The sequence below is a fragment of the Amycolatopsis sp. NPDC004169 genome (genome assembly GCF_040610315.1).
Classification (GTDB): Bacteria; Actinomycetota; Actinomycetes; order Mycobacteriales; family Pseudonocardiaceae; genus Amycolatopsis.
Window position 1 is genome coordinate 37,478 of sequence record NZ_JBEXMD010000037.1, and the last position, 16,267, is coordinate 53,744.

General features: G+C 70.8%; 15 protein-coding genes and 1 pseudogene. 10 read left to right on the top strand and 6 right to left on the bottom strand.

Features of this window, described 5'->3' with window-relative positions:
• Positions 1-15: 15 nt before the first annotated feature.
• The 3 genes from ABZX11_RS36345 to ABZX11_RS36355 all read left to right on the top strand — a co-directional run bounded on the left by ABZX11_RS36345 (position 16) and on the right by ABZX11_RS36355 (position 3,579).
• A complete protein-coding gene (locus ABZX11_RS36345; protein ID WP_354921909.1) occupies positions 16-1,281 on the top strand; it encodes an acyl-CoA desaturase in 1,266 nt (421 codons plus the stop codon).
• A 321-nt stretch (positions 1,282-1,602) separates the two neighbouring features.
• Entirely contained in the window at positions 1,603-2,850 is a 1,248-nt protein-coding gene (locus ABZX11_RS36350) for a sialidase family protein (protein ID WP_354921912.1), read from the top strand.
• Between the two features lie 123 nt (positions 2,851-2,973).
• Positions 2,974-3,579, top strand: a complete 606-nt coding sequence (locus ABZX11_RS36355) for a hypothetical protein (RefSeq protein ID WP_354921915.1) — start codon at positions 2,974-2,976, stop codon at positions 3,577-3,579.
• Positions 3,580-3,629: 50 nt separating this feature from the next.
• Here the strand turns inward: ABZX11_RS36355 and ABZX11_RS36360 are convergent, their stop codons facing one another.
• The 5 genes and pseudogenes from ABZX11_RS36360 to ABZX11_RS36380 form a co-directional block, all read right to left on the bottom strand.
• Positions 3,630-6,443 carry an AbfB domain-containing protein gene (locus ABZX11_RS36360; protein ID WP_354921918.1) on the bottom strand — a complete coding sequence of 938 codons (2,814 nt, stop codon included), beginning with the start codon at positions 6,441-6,443 and terminating at the stop codon, positions 3,630-3,632.
• Positions 6,444-6,766: 323 nt separating this feature from the next.
• Positions 6,767-6,913, bottom strand: a pseudogene (locus ABZX11_RS36365) (NlpC/P60 family protein); the annotation flags it as partial.
• 143 nt (positions 6,914-7,056) lie between these two features.
• Positions 7,057-7,647, bottom strand: a complete 591-nt coding sequence (locus ABZX11_RS36370) for a hypothetical protein (protein ID WP_354921921.1) — start codon at positions 7,645-7,647, stop codon at positions 7,057-7,059.
• A 385-nt stretch (positions 7,648-8,032) separates the two neighbouring features.
• Positions 8,033-8,278 (bottom strand): hypothetical protein, encoded by a 246-nt coding sequence (locus ABZX11_RS36375; protein WP_354921924.1) that lies wholly within the window; start codon positions 8,276-8,278, stop codon positions 8,033-8,035.
• Between the two features lie 160 nt (positions 8,279-8,438).
• Positions 8,439-9,386, bottom strand: a complete 948-nt coding sequence (locus ABZX11_RS36380; protein ID WP_354921930.1) for a LysR family transcriptional regulator — start codon at positions 9,384-9,386, stop codon at positions 8,439-8,441.
• 186 nt (positions 9,387-9,572) lie between these two features.
• Here ABZX11_RS36380 and ABZX11_RS36385 point away from each other — a divergent pair, with 186 nt between their 5' ends.
• From ABZX11_RS36385 to ABZX11_RS36400, 4 genes are all read left to right on the top strand, one after another.
• The gene (locus ABZX11_RS36385) at positions 9,573-9,704 is read left to right on the top strand and encodes a hypothetical protein (RefSeq protein WP_354922065.1); all 132 of its coding nucleotides are present in this window, start codon (positions 9,573-9,575) and stop codon (positions 9,702-9,704) included.
• A 90-nt stretch (positions 9,705-9,794) separates the two neighbouring features.
• A complete protein-coding gene (locus ABZX11_RS36390) occupies positions 9,795-10,979 on the top strand; it encodes a YbfB/YjiJ family MFS transporter (protein ID WP_354921933.1) in 1,185 nt (394 codons plus the stop codon).
• A gap of 38 nt (positions 10,980-11,017) precedes the next feature.
• Positions 11,018-11,983, top strand: coding sequence for a helix-turn-helix domain-containing protein (locus ABZX11_RS36395; protein WP_354921936.1), 966 nt, complete (start codon positions 11,018-11,020; stop codon positions 11,981-11,983).
• Between the two features lie 71 nt (positions 11,984-12,054).
• Positions 12,055-12,600 (top strand): carbonic anhydrase, encoded by a 546-nt coding sequence (locus ABZX11_RS36400; protein ID WP_176177211.1) that lies wholly within the window; start codon positions 12,055-12,057, stop codon positions 12,598-12,600.
• A 206-nt stretch (positions 12,601-12,806) separates the two neighbouring features.
• Here ABZX11_RS36400 and ABZX11_RS36405 read toward each other — a convergent pair whose 3' ends face one another.
• Positions 12,807-13,301, bottom strand: a complete 495-nt coding sequence (locus ABZX11_RS36405) for an SRPBCC family protein (protein ID WP_354921939.1) — start codon at positions 13,299-13,301, stop codon at positions 12,807-12,809.
• A 101-nt stretch (positions 13,302-13,402) separates the two neighbouring features.
• Between ABZX11_RS36405 and ABZX11_RS36410 the strand changes: the two genes are divergently transcribed.
• From ABZX11_RS36410 to ABZX11_RS36420, 3 genes are all read left to right on the top strand, one after another.
• Positions 13,403-14,278 (top strand): helix-turn-helix transcriptional regulator, encoded by an 876-nt coding sequence (locus tag ABZX11_RS36410; RefSeq protein WP_354921942.1) that lies wholly within the window; start codon positions 13,403-13,405, stop codon positions 14,276-14,278.
• 80 nt (positions 14,279-14,358) lie between these two features.
• A complete protein-coding gene (locus ABZX11_RS36415; protein WP_354921944.1) occupies positions 14,359-15,321 on the top strand; it encodes a hypothetical protein in 963 nt (320 codons plus the stop codon).
• A 30-nt stretch (positions 15,322-15,351) separates the two neighbouring features.
• A complete protein-coding gene (locus ABZX11_RS36420) occupies positions 15,352-16,248 on the top strand; it encodes an MBL fold metallo-hydrolase (protein WP_354921947.1) in 897 nt (298 codons plus the stop codon).
• Positions 16,249-16,267 lie beyond the last annotated feature (19 nt).

Below are 16,267 nucleotides of genomic sequence, written 5' to 3' on the forward strand. Positions count from 1 at the left end.
CGCGGAAAGGAACCCATGTCCCCGACAACGCACCCGTTCGCCCACCTGAACGAGGCCCAGCTCGCCGAGCTCGCCCGCGAGTTCGACGCCATCCACGACCGGGTCCGCGCCGACCTCGGCGAGCGCGACCGCCGGTACATCAAGGGCGTCATCCGGCTGCACCGGCAGATCGCGGTCGCGGGCCGGGTCCTGCTGCTCGGCTCCCGGTCCAAAGTGGCCTGGACGGCGGGCACCGGCTGCCTGGCGGTCGCGAAGATCCTGGAGAACATGGAGATCGGGCACAACGTCCTGCACGGCCAGTGGGACTGGATGAACGACCCCGCCATCCATTCGTCCACTTGGGACTGGGACACCGCTTCGACGGCGGCGGCGTGGAAGCACTCGCACAACTACATCCACCACACCTACACCAACATCCGCGGCAAGGACAAAGACCTCGGCTACGAGATCATGCGGATCGACCCGCACCAGCGGTGGCACCCGGCGTACCTGGCGCAGCCGCTGTACAACCTCCTGCTGATGGCCTTCTTCGAATGGGGGGTCGCGGTCCACGACCTGGACATCGAGGCCATCCGCGCCGGGAAGAAGCCGCTGAAGGACGTCTGGCACGACATCAAGGGCATCTCGGGCAAGGCCCGCGACCAGATCCTGAAGGACTACGTCGGCTGGCCGCTGGTGAGCGCGCTCGCGGCGACCGCCGTCGGCAGGCTGCGGCAGCCCGAGCCCCGTTCGCGGCGCCGGGTCCTGGCCGACCGCGCCCGCGGCCGGGGGGTGCGGGGCGCGATCCGGGCGCAGCTCGCCGCCGTCCGGAAGGAAGGCGGCGGGACGTTCGCCGCGACGTTCCGGGCCGACTTCACGGCGAACATCATCCGCAACGTGTGGGCGCACTCGATCATCTTCTGCGGCCACTTCCCCGACCAGACCTACACGTTCAGCCAGGAGGAGGTCCGCGACGAAACCCGCGGCGGCTGGTACGTCCGGCAGCTGGTCGGCGCGGCGAACATCACCGGCTCCCCGCTGTTCCACCTGCTCAGCGGCAACCTCGGGTACCAGGTCGAGCACCACCTGTTCCCGGACATGCCCAGCAGCCGCTACGCCGAGATCGCCCCGCAGGTGCGCGACATCTGCCGGCGCTACAGCCTGCCGTACAACACCGGTCCGCTGTCCCGCCAGCTCGGCACGGTGCACCGCACGATCCTGCGCCTGGCCTTCCCGGGCGGGAAGCCGCGCCCGAAGCCCGGCCCCTACCGCGGTGACGAGGTGGAGCGCCGCGCCGCCTGAGCGCGGCTTCGACGCCCGGGGGTCCCGCTTGTCCGGGCGGGGTTGGGTTTCCCGGCCGCCGCGAGCAGTGCGGTGGCCGGGACCGGCCGGGGCATTCAGGGCCGTGTAGTTCGTCTCAAGTAAATTACATATCCTGAATTCGGCCGTACGCGCCGTGGATACGGTTCCTCGTCCTTGACAGTGGCCAGGACGGCGAGTTTAGTTCACTATCCAGACGAAGTGGTCCACCGAGGCGCTGCCGACCCCGCACCTTCTCCGCAAGAATCGAGGCCATGCACCCGGGCGTGCGTGGTGGGCGGGGGCGTCACCGAGGAGGCAATCGTGCAGGATCGCCACTCAGCACACGCAGATGATCCGCCTGCCGGCCGCTCGCAGTTCTCCCGTCGGATGTTCCTCGGCGCAGGCGTTGCTGTCGGGGCGACGTGGGGACTGGCCGGGCCGGCGTTCGCGGAGACGGGAAAGGTGCCTGGAGAGACTCCGTTCGGGCCTGTTGTCGTGGCGAACCCGGGAGGGTGGGCGTCCTACGCCCGGGCCGTGCGTCTTACCGCCGGGCGACCTGCCGGGATGTCGCGGACGCTGCTCGCGACGTTCCAAGGGGGAGGCGGTCCGGGTTTCCCGCTCTACCGGAGCGACGACGGTGGCCGCACCTGGGAGCAGCGGGGCAGTGTGCCCAACGCCGACGAGGCCACCGGATTCTCCCTTCAGCCGTTCCTGTACGAACTGCCCAGGGCGTTCGCCGGCTTGCCCAAGGGCGCGTTGCTCTTCGCCTGCAACTGGCTGGACAGCTTCACCAGCACCAATATCCGGCTTTATGCCAGCAAGGATGGCGGACTCACCTGGCAGTTCCTGAGCACGGTTGCCCGGGGTGGACCGCCCGACACGACGAACGGCGCGACGCCGGTGTGGGAGCCTTTCCTGCTGCTGCACGACAACAGGCTGATCTGCTACTACTCCGACCAGCGGGACCCGCGCTTCGGTCAGAAGCTCGCCCACCAGACCAGCACGGACCTGCACACGTGGGGTCCCGTGGTCGACGATGCGACCGGGCTGACGTACCCCGAACGACCGGGCATGACCACCGTGGCCAAGCTGAACAGGGGCCGGTGGATCATGACCTACGAATTCGGGGCGCCCGACGACCCGGACAACCCCGATCAGAACAATTACAGCTACCACGTGCACTACCGGATCGCGAAGGACCCGGAGTCGTTCCGGTTTTCCAGGGACACCCCGCTCCTCGACCGGAATGGTGACGCGCCGAACGGAGCGCCCGTGGTGTCGTGGACGGACTCGGGTGGGCCGAACGGAACGATCATCGTCACGGACAACGACAATCAGGACTTTTTCGTCAACCGTGACCTCGGCAACGCCGGGAAGTGGACGCGAATGTCCTCGCCCATGCCGGCGGGGTACAGCCGGTTCACCATTCCCCTCGACGACCTCCGTGGCCCTCGGAAGGGTGGCCTGGTCTTCGTGATCACGGGAGCACAGTACGGAAAAACCGCGCCGGTCGAGGCGGGCATCATCTCGGTGGACGACTGCGAAAACGCGGGCTCCCGACGGCAATAGCGATACCGCTTGCTCCGTCGACTGCGCGGGCAAGCCAGGTCGAGGACCTGCGGTTGTGGCGGGAGGCCCCCGGCGCCGCGCGCGGCGTCGGCATCGCGATGAAGGGCCCCGTAGACTCACGCCATGGCCGAATCGACCTCGTTGTCTGCAGGGCAGGTCGTGGTACTGGTCGACCGCTGGCCGGATCCGGTGCCGCCCGTCGAGTTACCGGTTCGTGGCCCGCTGCGAACGACCAGCCGCGCCGTGCTCTTGCTGCTCCTCGTCCTTTGCGCGGTGGGGGGCGTCGAGGCGAGCGTCCTGCTGTGGACGGAGCCGACCCCCGGCTGGTGGTTCTCCCTCCTCTTCACCCTCGTGTTCACGGCCCTCGTTGTCGTGCTGTGGATCGCGTATTTCGCCGCCGTCGCCCGCAGCGCTGAACGCACGCGCGCCCGCGCTCGCTGGGCGGAGGCGACGGACCGAATCGAGTTGCTCGAAGGCAGGATCTGCGCGCGCACGGTCTCCACCATCGAGGACGGCGGTGTCGAAAGCTTCACGCTCGTCGTCGACACCGCGAAGGGACGGGTGTGCGCGATGTGGGAGCGGGCGACCTCGCGATCGCCGATGCTCTTTCAGGCTCAGGTGCCGGGGGTGGGCGCGCGTGCGCGGGTATGGCGGCTCCAGGACGCGGACGGCGACGCACCGATCGTGATCGAGGTGCGCGATCCCTCGCTCGAAGAACAACGGCGATAGCGGCTCTGCGCCCGGTCCGGTGTGGAGTGTCCACACCGGACCGGCTCCGCTCACGGGGCCCAGGGGGCCGCGACGGTCCAGCTGCTGTCCGCCGTCACCGTCTGGGGACGATCGGAACCCGTTCCGCCACCGGAAGCGATGTAGACGGCGGAATCGAAGTGCCGCAGGAACGCGCCCGGGATGTTGAGCGACTCGAACGTCACGCCGGTGCCGCCCAGCCCCGGCCGCGTGCAGAACGTCGCGTCGGCGTGCATCAGGGCCGATCCGTCGTCGACCGAGTTGCGGACGCGCCCGTCCTGGTGCCGCAGGAACTGCCCGGGGTAGTTCACCGACTCGAACGAGTAGCACGACGATTCACCGAGCCCGCGCCGCACGGTGTATGTCGCGTCCTGCTTGAGCAACGCGCTGCTGCCGCTGTTCACCACCTCGGTGTAGGCCAGGCCGCCTGCGTGCCGCAGGTAGCGGTCGGTGTAGCCCCACGTCGTCACCCGCAGCGACTGCCGCGCGTTCACCGCCAGGGGCACCGAACTGCGCCACAGCGCCGGCGCCGAGACGTCCCAGGTCGCGTCGGCGGCGAAGCTCGTCGCGGTGTCCCACGGGTTCGGGCCGCCGCTCACGGCCAGGTACACGGTTTCGCCGTAGTGCCGAAGGTACCGGCCCGGCAGGTTCAGCGACTCGAACGACGTCCCGCCGGCGGCGAGCCCCGGCCGGTCGCACCAGGTGGCGTCCGCGGCGAACGTGCCGCCGGTGTCGCTGTCGATCCGGACGCGGTTGTCGGCGTGCCGGAGGAACTTCCCGGGGAAGTTGACCGATTCGAACGAGAAGCACCGCGGGTTCGCGAGGCCCGCGACGGTCCGGAACGAACCGTCCTGCCGCGGTCCGTCGGCGCTGCCCGTGGTCAGCACGTCGGTGCGGGCGAACGAGTCCGCGTGCCGCAGGTACCGGTCGGTGTACCGGGGCGTGGTCACCCGGAACGACCGGATGTGCCCGAGCGTCAGCGGCACCGCGGCGTTCAGGTTCTTCGATGCGTTGATCAGGTCGGTGTGTGCCGCGCGGACCAGCGCGGTGTCGACCTTCTGCACCCGCCGGTCGTAGGTGAGCAGCCCGTTGTACTCGCCTTCGACGTCGGTGATCTCGGTGTAGACGAACGCCGAGAGGCCCTTGGTGGTCATCAGCTGTTTCGCGTCCCGGACCATGCCGGTGTAGCGGTCGTTCAGCTGCGCCGCGCTCGCCATCTGCTCGTAGGCGAAGAACCTGCCGGTGGGGCTGTACTCGTGCCCGGGATTGCGCAGGCCGAGCCCGCCGAACTCGCCCAGCACCGACACCCGCGCCCCGGCCGGCCGGGGCGCGTCGGGCCCGGTGTACACGTGCCAGTCGATGATGTCCCCGGTGCCCGGATCGCCCTTCGACGCGCAGCAGTTGAACCCGCTGTGCGCGTCGACCAGCCGCGTCGGGTCCTGGTTCTTGATGTTCGTGGTGACGCGACTGGTCTCGGCGAGGTTCCACTCGCCCCAGCCTTCGTTGAACGGCACGTAGGTGACGACGGCGGGGGAGAAGCGGTGCTCGTCGACGATCTCGCGTGCTTCGGTCTCGAACTCGGCGATCTGCGCGGGTGTGCGGTCGGCGTTCGCGCTGGTGGTCGACGGGATGTCCTGCCACACCAGCAGCCCCAGCTTGTCGGCCCAGTAGTACCAGCGGGCCGGCTCGACCTTGATGTGCTTGCGGACCATGGTGAAGCCCAGGTCCTTGTGCTTCTGCAGGTCCGAGGCCAGTGCGGCGTCGGTCGGCGCGGTGTACAGGCCGTCGGGCCAGAAGCCCTGGTCCAGCGTGCCGACCTGGAACACGAACTCGCCGTTGAGCGTCGGGCGCAGCACGCCGTTGACGTTCTTCGTGCCGACCTCGCGCATGCCGAAGTAGCTGACGACCTGGTCGACCGTGGTGCCCGTGGCGTCGCGCAGCGACACGCGCAGGTCGTAGAGGAACGGGTCGTCGGGTGACCACCGCCGCGCGTTCGGCACCGGCACCGAGAACTCGGTGAAGCCGCCGGTCGCGCTGCCGGCGACGGTGCCGCCGGTCACCGCCTCGGCGAGCACGGAGTAGCCGCTGACGTCTCCGCGGCCGAACACCCGCACGCGTGCGGTGTTGTCCGCGAGGTTCGGGCGGATGTCGACGGAGTAGATCGACGTCGGCGCGGTCGGTTCGAGCCAGACGGTCTGCCAGATGCCCGAAGTCGGTGTGTAGAAGATGTCCGACGGGGTGGTGGCCTGCTTGCCGACCGGCTGCTTCTCGTCGCGGCCGTTGGTCGGGTCGTAGACGCGCACGACGATCTCGTTCGCGCCGCCGTTCAGCCGCGCGGTGATGTCGGCTTCGAACCGGTCGTAGCCGCCCTTGTGCGAAGCGACCTGGACGCCGTTGACCCACACGGTGGCTTCGTAGTCGACGGCGCCGAAGTGCAGCTGCACGTGCCGCCCGGCCCAGGCCGCCGGCACGGTGAAGGTGCGGCGGTAGAACATCAGGTCGCGGTCGTCGTTGCGCATGATGCCCGACAACGCGGATTCGACCGGGTAGGGCACCAGGATGCGTTCGGGCAGGGTCTGCCCGAGCGGCGGCGCGGCGTAGCGGTCGACGCTGCCGTTCGCGCCGGTGGCGGGGTTGAGGAACTCCCACTCACCGTTGAGCGACTGCCAGTCGGACCGCGTCATCTGGGGCCGCGGGTACTCGGGCAGCGGGTTCGTGGTGCTCACCTGCGAGGTCCACGGCGTGGACAACGGCGGTGGCTTGGGTGCGACGGCGGCGTCGGCCGCGGGCACCACGGGAACGATCGTGCACAGCAGTGCGAAAACCAGGACGAAGAGACGGCGCATCGGACTCCCCTTCGGACGCGCACGGAACCGCGCACCGGCCTGGCGGGGACGGCGAAGCACTCCGGGCGGGCGGGCACGCCGAGCCCGGAGCACTACCGCGGGCCCGTCAACCGAACGTAACACGGAACACGGACAAACGGAACAGAGCAGAATTCACCAGACAGTCAACACGCGACGGCCTGGCCGCTCCCTCCACGCACGAAGCCCGCCGGCGGTTGAGTCGCCTCGTGGGCAGGACGTCGATTCGCCCGGGTGATAGGCATGCAGGTGCGCGGTGTCGACGTCAGCGGTCAACTGGATGCGGCTGACCTGGTCGCGCCGACGCCGCCGATGTACAGGCCGACATGGTGGATGCGCCCGGCGGTGGCTTGGAAGACCAGGGCGCCCGGCAGCAGCGGAGCACCAGCAGGCACGCGCGGTCCGGCCGTGTACTGCTCGCGCGAGGTCCGCGGCAGCGGGACGCCGGCGGCCCCGCGGCCACCGTGGTCGAGGTTGCGCAGACCGAGTGCGCTTCACCGAACATCAGTTGACGAGAAAAGAAACAAGCCTTTTGAGAACATGCGTCACCGGCTGACTGTAAGCCGGCATCCCATTGTCGGCACGCGTGGGTTCGTCACGACCTCGGCACGCCGTCGCCGATGCGGTACCAGCGTGTCGCAGCGAGATCGTCGAAGACCACCTCCGGCACAGGACCGACGTCCATGACCTTCAAGAGCAGCTCCGAGGTAAGATCTTCGTTCGTCGGCTTCACCCACGTTCGCCACTCTTCACCAGGCAGCAGAACCTGTCGGCGCTCGCTCGTGGGCGCGCATTCGACGACGAATGTCTCGCTGCGGCCGATGACGTGCAGTGCAACGACGTCGATGTTCACGACAGGCTCGGGTCCGGTATTTCGGACGAACACCTGCACGCCGTTGCTGCCTTCGGATCCCGCTACTCCGCCGACGATGGAGAAGGCCTGTACGCGAAGCCGCTCGGCGTCTCGGCGGCTCTCGCGCCGCCGCTCGTCGCTGGCGATCCGGAGGGCCACCCACGCTGCGATCAACGCGCCCAGACCGCCGAACCACTGGCCAACGCCGGCCCAGTCGCCGGGACTCAGCCACCGGCGGAGGGCGTATGTCACGAGAACGACAAAGGCAATCGTGCCGAAGATTGCCCACGTTGACTTTCTGACGTCCCTGATCGATCGGCGCTCTCGTCTCATGGTTACCGTCCTCGCGATGGCTGTCGGAGTACGCGAGCCAAGGATCTTGCTGTGCGTTGGTATCCGACGTGAATCTCGATGTTGAAGCGGACGTCCCCGACCCGGACGCGTACGGGGCCGTCCGGGACGCGCTCAAGCCTTCCCTGATATCTCCCCTCGACGCCGTGGCGACGTCTTGCCGTACCGAGCGGCGGCTCCGACGGGTAACGCGGCCAAAGTTGCGATGGTCACCGCATACGGTGCGCGGCACGCCAGTTCGACTGCCCCGGCGATGCCCAGGACGGCATACGCGACACCCCACGCCGGACCAGGCAGCAGACGGAAAGCAAGGCGCCAGAAGGGTGGGGCGCTCGGTGCGGCGTCCGGTCCGGGGTTCGGCGCCCTTCTACGACAGTTCATGAGAAGAGAATCGCCGTGCACCGGTGAGGTGCCAAGCCTCATGCGTAATTTTTTTCGATTGATCGCGATGGGGCACGGCGCCGTAAGGCACCCGTGTACGCGCCGTTACCGTGCTGGTTCGCTTCGCATCTTCGCCGATCCGCATGTGCGCCGAAACGCAGTCGGACAGGGTGCCGGCGAGGAAGTACCCGCTGCCCTGATCCAGGATTTCGCGTCGGTCGACGACGGTCACCGCACCCTCGGGCCGCCCGGACTCGACGTAGAGAGCACCCGCTCCCGGTGCTCGTGCGTGACGAGCGGACCCATGTCGGTCCCGCCCCGGTCGCCGAACGCGGCACTCAGCAAAGCCTTGGCCGTGTGGTCGAGATTCACCGAAGGTCGACGTGGTCTCGCTAGTCACCGGCCCGGATGGCAGCGCGGTGCGGGTCGTCGCCGGGCAGCCACCACGGGGCCGATGGTGAAGACGTCCAGTGGCGGCTCTCGGCGAAAGCGGTCAAGGACTCGACGACGTGCGCCACCCCGGGGCGGCTGTCGTCGGCGCGGTGCAGCAGCGACCACGTCCACAGGGGAACCGGGTCGGCGATCGGTCGTCGGCCCAGGCTGGGCGGCACGGCCGCGGTGTGGCGCTTCGGTGAAGTGAGCACGGGAGCGCCCAGGCGGCGGATGTGGGCGTGGAACGCTTCACCGGTGATCCCGCCGTCGGAAATCCTCTCGACCCGCGCCCCCGTCCGCGCGGCGAACTCCGCGGCGAACCGGTTCCACGACGACCAAGCCGAAACGTCCGCGTCCACCAGCACCGTGACCTCGGCGGCGGCCACCGGCTCGGTGCCGCTGATCCCGGGCAGGGTGGCGGTGAGCGGCTCCGCTCGGACCAGGTGCGCGGTCAGGCCTCGCTCGGCGACCTCCGCGGCCGTGACCCACGCGAACGCGAGGTCGAGGCTGCCTTCTGCGACCCGGTCGGCTTGCGCGTGCGACGGCAGCACCCAGTCGTCGATGCGCAGCGCGACCACCGGGCCGACGAGTGCGTCCACATTGTCCGGTAGCCAGCTGACGTAACCCAGCCGCAGCGGGCTCGCCTCGGCCGCCTGGTTCCGAGCGCGCCGACCGGCGCCCTCGGCCAGCGCGAGGATCTGGCGGGCGTCGCCGAGCAGGGACCGGCCGGCCTCGGTCAAGCGGACGGTCCGCCGGTTCCGGACGAACAGCTGGACGTCGAGTTCCTTCTCCAGCGCGATGATCTGCTGGGACAAGGCCGGTCCCGAGATGTGCAGCTGCTCCGCGGCCCGCCCGAAGTGCAGTTCCTGGGCGACGGCGACGAAGTACCTCAGCTGCCGGAGTTCCATGTCGAGAGCTTAAGCCGGGTTTCCCGGGCACCGCGCGCCGTGAACGGCGGTGTAACCCGCGTGACACGCCACCGCGGCGACCAGCGGTGCGAAGCCAGGCCTACCACTCTTCGGCAGGCTGTCGTGGACTTCCGGTCCGACGGCGGCTTCGCTGGACCCAGTGACGTCGGTGCCGGAGGAGCGGGAATGCAGTTCCACAAGTACGACGTGGTGATCGCGGGCGCCGGCATGCGCGCGGCCATCGAGTCCGGCCGGCGCGCCCGCACCGCGGCCCTCACCAAGCTCTACCCGGCCCGGTCCCACACCGGCGCGGCTTAGGGCGGCATGTGCGCCGCGCCGCTACGCCGCGGACCGCGCCGGTCACCTGATCTCCCGCACCTAACACTGAACCGCTCGATGGGAACCTCGATGAGCACGCTCTCCTTCCACCGTAACCACCCGACGCAGCGGCGGGCGGCCTGGGCGCACGTGGTCCGCGCCGCCGCGGCGCTCGCCGCGGGCATGGGGGTCGGCCGGTTCGCCTACACGCCGATCCTCCCGCTGATGACCGCGCACGCCGGTCTCACCGCGACGGCGGCGGCCTCCCTGGCGACCGCGAACTACGTCGGGAACCTGGTCGGCGCGGTCGCCGGCATGCTGCCCGTGCTCGGCCGCTCCGCCCGCTTCCACCGCGGCTGCCTGCTCCTGCTCGTGGCCACCCTCGCCGCGATGCCGCTCACCACCGGCGTACCCGGCTGGATCGCGCTGCGCTTCCTCGCGGGTGTCGCGAGCGGCGCCGTGTTCGTCTTCGCGGTCAGCTCGGTCCTCAGCCACCTGCGCGACCACCCGGCGCACCTGCCCGGCTGGAGCTTCAGCGGCGTCGGGTTCGGTATCGTGCTGTCCGGCGCGCTCGTGTTGGGGATCCACCTCGCCGGGAGCTGGCGCACCGCGTGGTGGGCCACGGCCGGGCTGTGCGCGGTGCTCGCCGCGGTGGCCTGGCGGCTCGCCCCGGAACCGCCTCCGGCACTCGAACGGCAGCCCGGTTCCCGGCCGCGGACCCATCGGTGGTTCACCGCGCTGTTCGCCAGCTACACCCTCGAGGGCGTCGGGTACATCATCGCCGGCACGTTCCTGGTGGCGGCCGTCGCCCGGACCACACCGCCCTGGCTCGGCGGCGTGGCGTGGATCGTCGTCGGGCTCGCCGCGATGCCGTCCTCGATCGTGTGGTCCCGGCTCGGTCGCCGCTGGGCCCGGCCCGATGTCCTCCTGGCCGCGCTGGTGGTGCAAGCGGCCGGGATCGCGCTTCCCGCCCTGTTCGGCGGCATGGTGGCGGCGCTGGTGGCGGCGGTCCTGTTCGGAGCGACCTTCATCGGGGTCAGCAACGTCGCGCTCGCCACCGGGAACCACCTGCGGTTCCCGCGTGCCGTCGCGCTGCTGACCGTCGGCTACTCGCTCGGGCAGATCCTCGGCCCGCTCGTCGTCGCGCCGCTCCTGCGCCATGGCTACGAGCCTGCGCTGCTGCTGGGCGCGGCGGTTGTGCTCGCCGCCGCCGGTGCCGCCGCGATCCTGCGGATCGGCTTCCCTCATGAGTCGTCGTGCGTACCCACCGTGTGAGCTGTCCTGACCGGACGGGGACTGGGATACTCGGACCCATGAGTTCGTCACCGTCCGACCCGCACCGCGTCGTCGCGTTGGTGCTGCCCGGGGTGATCGCCTTCGACCTCGCCATCGCCGCGCAGGCGTTCGGGCACCAGGAGCAGGCGGACCTCTACCGCTTCGACGTCTGCGCCCCGCACCCGGGACGCGTGGCGACCCAGTCGCCGTTCACCATCGATGTCGCAAGTGGACTGGAGGCGCTGGAACGGGCGGACACGATCGTCGTGCCGGGTTTCCGGCCGCTGGTGGACCCGCCGCGGGAGGTGCTGGAGGCGTTGCGGGCCGCGTACGCCCGCGGCGCGCGGATCGCGTCGGTGTGCATCGGGGCTTTCGCGTTGGCCGCCACGGGTTTGCTCGACGGTCACGTCGCGACCACGCACTGGCGGGAGGCGGCGGAGTTCCGGCGCCGGTTCCCCGCGGTCCGGCTGAATCCCGATGTTCTCTACGTCGACAACGGCCGGCTGCTGACCAGCGCCGGCCTCTCCGCCGGAATCGACCTGTGCCTGCACATGATCCGGCAGGACCACGGCGCGGCGGCCGCGTCCAGGGTCGCGCGGTACCTGGTGGTCGCGGCGCACCGGCCGGGCGGGCAAGCGCAGTTCGCGAGCCAGGTCAGCGAAGACGACGGACTGTCCGCGACGTTCGGGTGGATGGTCGGGGAGATGCACCGGCCACTGACCGTCGCGCAGATGGCCCGGCACGCGGGGATGCCGGAGCGCAGCTTCGCGCGCAAGTTCCGCGCCCGGACGGACATGACTCCGATGCGCTGGCTGGCCACCCAGCGGCTGCTGGAAGCGCAGCGGCTGCTCGAGTCGACCCCGTTGCCGGTCGAGGACATCGCGGAGCGCACCGGGCTGGGCACGGCGGCCAACCTGCGCTTGCACATGGCGCGCGAGCTCGGCACGACACCGACCGCTTACCGGAAGTCTCGCGCGGCGGGGGAGCCGCTGCGCGCGTCGTAGTGGCCGAAGCCTTTCGCGAAGTGGCTGTCCTGCCCCTGGTCCCGTCTTCGTCGCGTCGGCAGCCTGGAGGCATGAGCACCTTGAAGGAACTGCTGGACAACAACGCCCGTTTCGCCGAAACCGACGCCAAGGCCAAGGTTCCGGACATCCCGTTCATCCCGAACAAGCAGGTCTACGTCCTCACCTGCATCGACCCCCGGGTGGACCCGGCGGCCACGATGGGCCTCGAGCTGGGGGACGCCATCGTCGCCCGCACGGTCGGCGGCCGGGCGAACCAGTCCTTTCTGGACGATCTGGCGTGGATCAGCTACCTGCACGAGACCAAGACCCCGGACGCCGAGTGGTTCGAAATCGCGGTCGTCCACCACACGGACTGCGGGTCGGCGTTGATGGCCGATCCGCAGCTGCGCAAGGGGTTCGCCGAACTCGGTTTCGACGACGAGGAGCTCCGGCGGACCGCGGTCGTCGACCCGGCGGACACCGTCCCGGTCGACGTTCAGGCGATCCTCGACGCACCGACCGTGTCCGGCCGCATCCGGGTGTCCGGCTACCGCTACGACGTGAAGACCGGCCGCATCGAGCAGCTCGTCGCGCCGCGGTCGCGGGACGGCCGGTAGGCACCGTGACCAGCCACCGTCCACTGAGGATCGGCTCGCTCCTTCACCACCTACGGCCCGGTCGCCGGCACGAGCGGCCTGGCTCTGCGGGTCGATGCGGTGCTCGAAGAGGCGCCGCAGCTGATGCACGACGAACGGGTGCCGGCCTGGCGCTGACCGGTCCGGCCGGCCTCGCCTGACAGGCGAGGCCGGCCGTTCCGTCGTTGCTACCGTAGCGATCCGCCCTGCTCGGCGACCCATTGCGCGAGCGCCGCCAGGGTGGTTTCGACGCTGGCGGCCATGTACTCGCGCAGCGCCTCCAGTTCCGCCACGGTCCGGCCCAGCACGGGGTCGAAGCGCAGCAGCCGCCAGGACTGCCGGACCAGGCTCCCGCTGCCCTGGGCCCGGAAGTCCCACGCCCAGCGGACGATGCCGTCGCCGGTGCCGCCGACGACGAAGCTGAACGCGGTTCCCGGGTCGGCTTTCTCCACTTGGGACCGGGTGGTCCACTCGCGGTCTTCCCGGCGGTTGGCGCCGCTGAACCACGCGCCCGGCCACGGGCCGTCGCCGTCGTCGTAGGCGACGCCGCTCGCCGTGGGGCTCCACCGGCCGATCGCGGAGACGTCGCTGATCAGCTCGTAGACGCGGATGGGGGCGGCGTCGACCCACGCGCTCCTGGTGAAGGCGAAGCCGGTCACGTCGAGGTCACTGGTGATGTTCACGAGGTGAGTCCACCCGCGCGGGCGCCCGGCAACCAGCCCCGCCGTTACCCACCCCCAGCTGGGTCAGGCTGACGGCGGCGAGGCGAGGCGATACTGGAGCCATGACCGGAAAGACGCAGCTCGGAGCCTTCCTCCAGGCCCGGCGAGCTCAGGTGCGGCCCGAAGACCTCGGGCTGCATACCTACGGCGAACGCCGGCGCGTGCCGGGGCTGCGCCGGGAAGAGCTGGCCCTGCTGGCCGGGGTGAGTGCCTCGTACTACACCCGGCTGGAGCAGGGACAGTCCCTCAGCGCTTCGGCCGAGGTGCTCGACGCGATCGCCGGGGCGCTGCGGCTGGACGACTCGGAGCGGCGGCACCTGCACGACCTGGCCCGCGCCGACCGGCGCCGTCCCCGGTACCGGCGTCCCGCACCGGAACGGGTGACCGAGGCGGCCGGTCAGCTGCTGGAGGCACTGGCCGGGGTGCCCGCGATCGTGCTCGGCCGGCGCACCGACGTGCTGGCCTGGAACCGGCTGGGGCACGCGCTGTTCGCCGGCCACCTCGACTTCGCCGCCCCGGCGCGGCCCGCCGAGCGTCCGAACATGGCCCGGTTGGTATTCCTCGACGGCCACACCCGGGAGCTCTACGCCGACTGGGCGGCCAAAGCCCGCGCCGTGGTCGGGAACCTGCGGCTGGTGGCGGGGGAGCACCCGGACGACGCGGTGCTGCACGCCCTGGTGGGCGAGCTCAGCGCCAAGAGCCCCGAGTTCGCCGGCCTGTGGGCCGACCACCGGGTCAAGGCCTGCGCGGTCGCCCCGTACGAGATGCGGCACCCGCTCGTCGGCACCCTCACCGTGCTCCAGCAGACCCTGAGCAGCGGGCCGGGGCCCGCCGTCGTCGTCGCGACGGCGGAACCGGGCTCGCCCGCCCAGGCCGCCCTGACGCTGCTCGCCCAGGCGGTCGAACGGGACACCGCCCCGGCCTCGACACCGGTCTGACCCGGCCCACCTGACCCCACCACACCCCCGCGCGCCGGTGTGTCGCCGACGCGCGCCCGAAAACAAGCGAAGGAACCACGTTGTCCAAGAAGCTGCCCTGGTCCATGACGTCCGCGTCCGTCCTGGCCGCCGCGAGCGTCGCGCTGACCGCCACGCCCGCGTCCGCCGTCTCCGCACCGCTGCGCGATGCGCGGATCGCCGCCCACTTCGACCTGGCCGCAGGGCAAACGCCGGAAAACGTCGCCTTGGCGCCCGGCGGGGCCGCCGACGTCACGTTCGCGGCCGGACGCCAGATCGCCGAGATCTCGCCGAGCGGCGCCGTCCGCGTGCTGGCCACCCTGCCCGCGCCCGCCGACGGCGGCGTCCACACGCCGGTGCTCGGGTTCCCGCTCACCGTCGGGATCACCCGCGCGGCCGACGGCACGCTGTATTTCCTCTACGCCACCGGCACGGCCGACCTCACCGGCGTGTGGCGGCTGCGGCCCGGCGGCCGGCCTCAGCGGATCGCCGCGCTCCCGGCCGAGGGCCTGCCCAACGGCCTGGCCCTCGACCAGGGCAGCGGCACCCTCTACGTCACCGACTCCGTGCTCGGCACCCTGTGGCGGGTGCCCGCGGCCGGCGGCACCCCGGTCGCCTGGTCGACCGCTCCCGAACTGGCTTCCACCGGCTTCCTCGGCGCCAACGGCCTGAAGCTGCACGGGGGTGCGGTCTGGGCCACGAACCTCGACCGGGGCACCGTGCTGCGCATCCCGATCCGGCGGGACGGCAGCGCCGGCGCGGTGCGCACGGTCGCCACCGGGCTGGCAGGCATCGACGACTTCGCGTTCACCGGCCGCGGGGACGAGCTGCTCGCCGCGCTCAACGGCCCCAGCGAGGTCGCGCTCGTCCGGCCCGACGGGAGCCACTCGATCGTGCTCACCCCGGCCGACGGCCTGCAGAACCCCACGTCGGTGGCCGTGCGCGGCCGCACGGCCTACGTGTTCAGCGCCGCCTACGTCACCGGGCGGGACCCGAACCTCGTCGTCGCCGACCTCGGCTGCTGACCGAACCCCCTCACCGCAAGGAGAACCGTCATGGACCAGATCGCACTGGGCGAGGTCACCGTCACCCGCGTCGAGGAGACGCACGGCCCCATCATGCCCACCGATCAGTTCTTCCCCGACGTGCCCGAGGAGGCCTGGCAGGAGCACCGCGAGTGGCTGGTGCCCGACCACCTCGGCGCGGACGACACGATGGTGCACGTCGCCATGCAGTCGTGGGTGCTGCGCAGCGGCGGCCGGACCATCGTCGTGGACACCGGCGTCGGCAACGGCAAGGCCCGGCCCGCGGTGGCGGCGTGGGACCACCTCGACCTGGACTACCTGGGTGCCCTCGCCCGCGCCGGCGTCCGGCCGGAGGACGTGGACCTGGTGGTCAACACGCACCTGCACGTCGACCACGTCGGCTGGGACACCCGCTGGGACGGCGAAAACTGGGTGCCCACCTTCCCCAACGCCACCTACCTGATGCCCGAGGCGGACTTCGAGTTCTGGAACCCGGCGAACAACTCCGGGATCGCGGGCGGGGTCAACGAGAACGTCTTCGAGGACAGCGTGGCCCCGGTGCACGCCGCCGGCCAGGTGCGGTTGTGGGAAGCCGGCCACGTCATCGACGGCAACCTGCGCCTGGAGGCCGCGCCCGGCCACACCCCCGGATCGAGCGTGGTGAAGCTGGAGTCCGGCGGCGACCGGGCGCTGTTCGCGGGCGACCTCATGCACACCCCGCTCCAGGTCACCCACGCCGAGCACAACAGCTGCTTCTGCGAGGACCCGGCGCAGGCCCGCGCGACGCGCCGCCGGTTGCTGGGCTGGGCCGCGGACTCCGCCGCGCTGGTCCTGCCCGCCCACTTCAGCGGCCACAGCGCGCTCGAGGTCGAACACCGCGGCAGCGGGTTCGGGATCAAGAACTGGGCCCCGTTTCCCCGGTACTGAGCCAGACAGGAGACGCAGG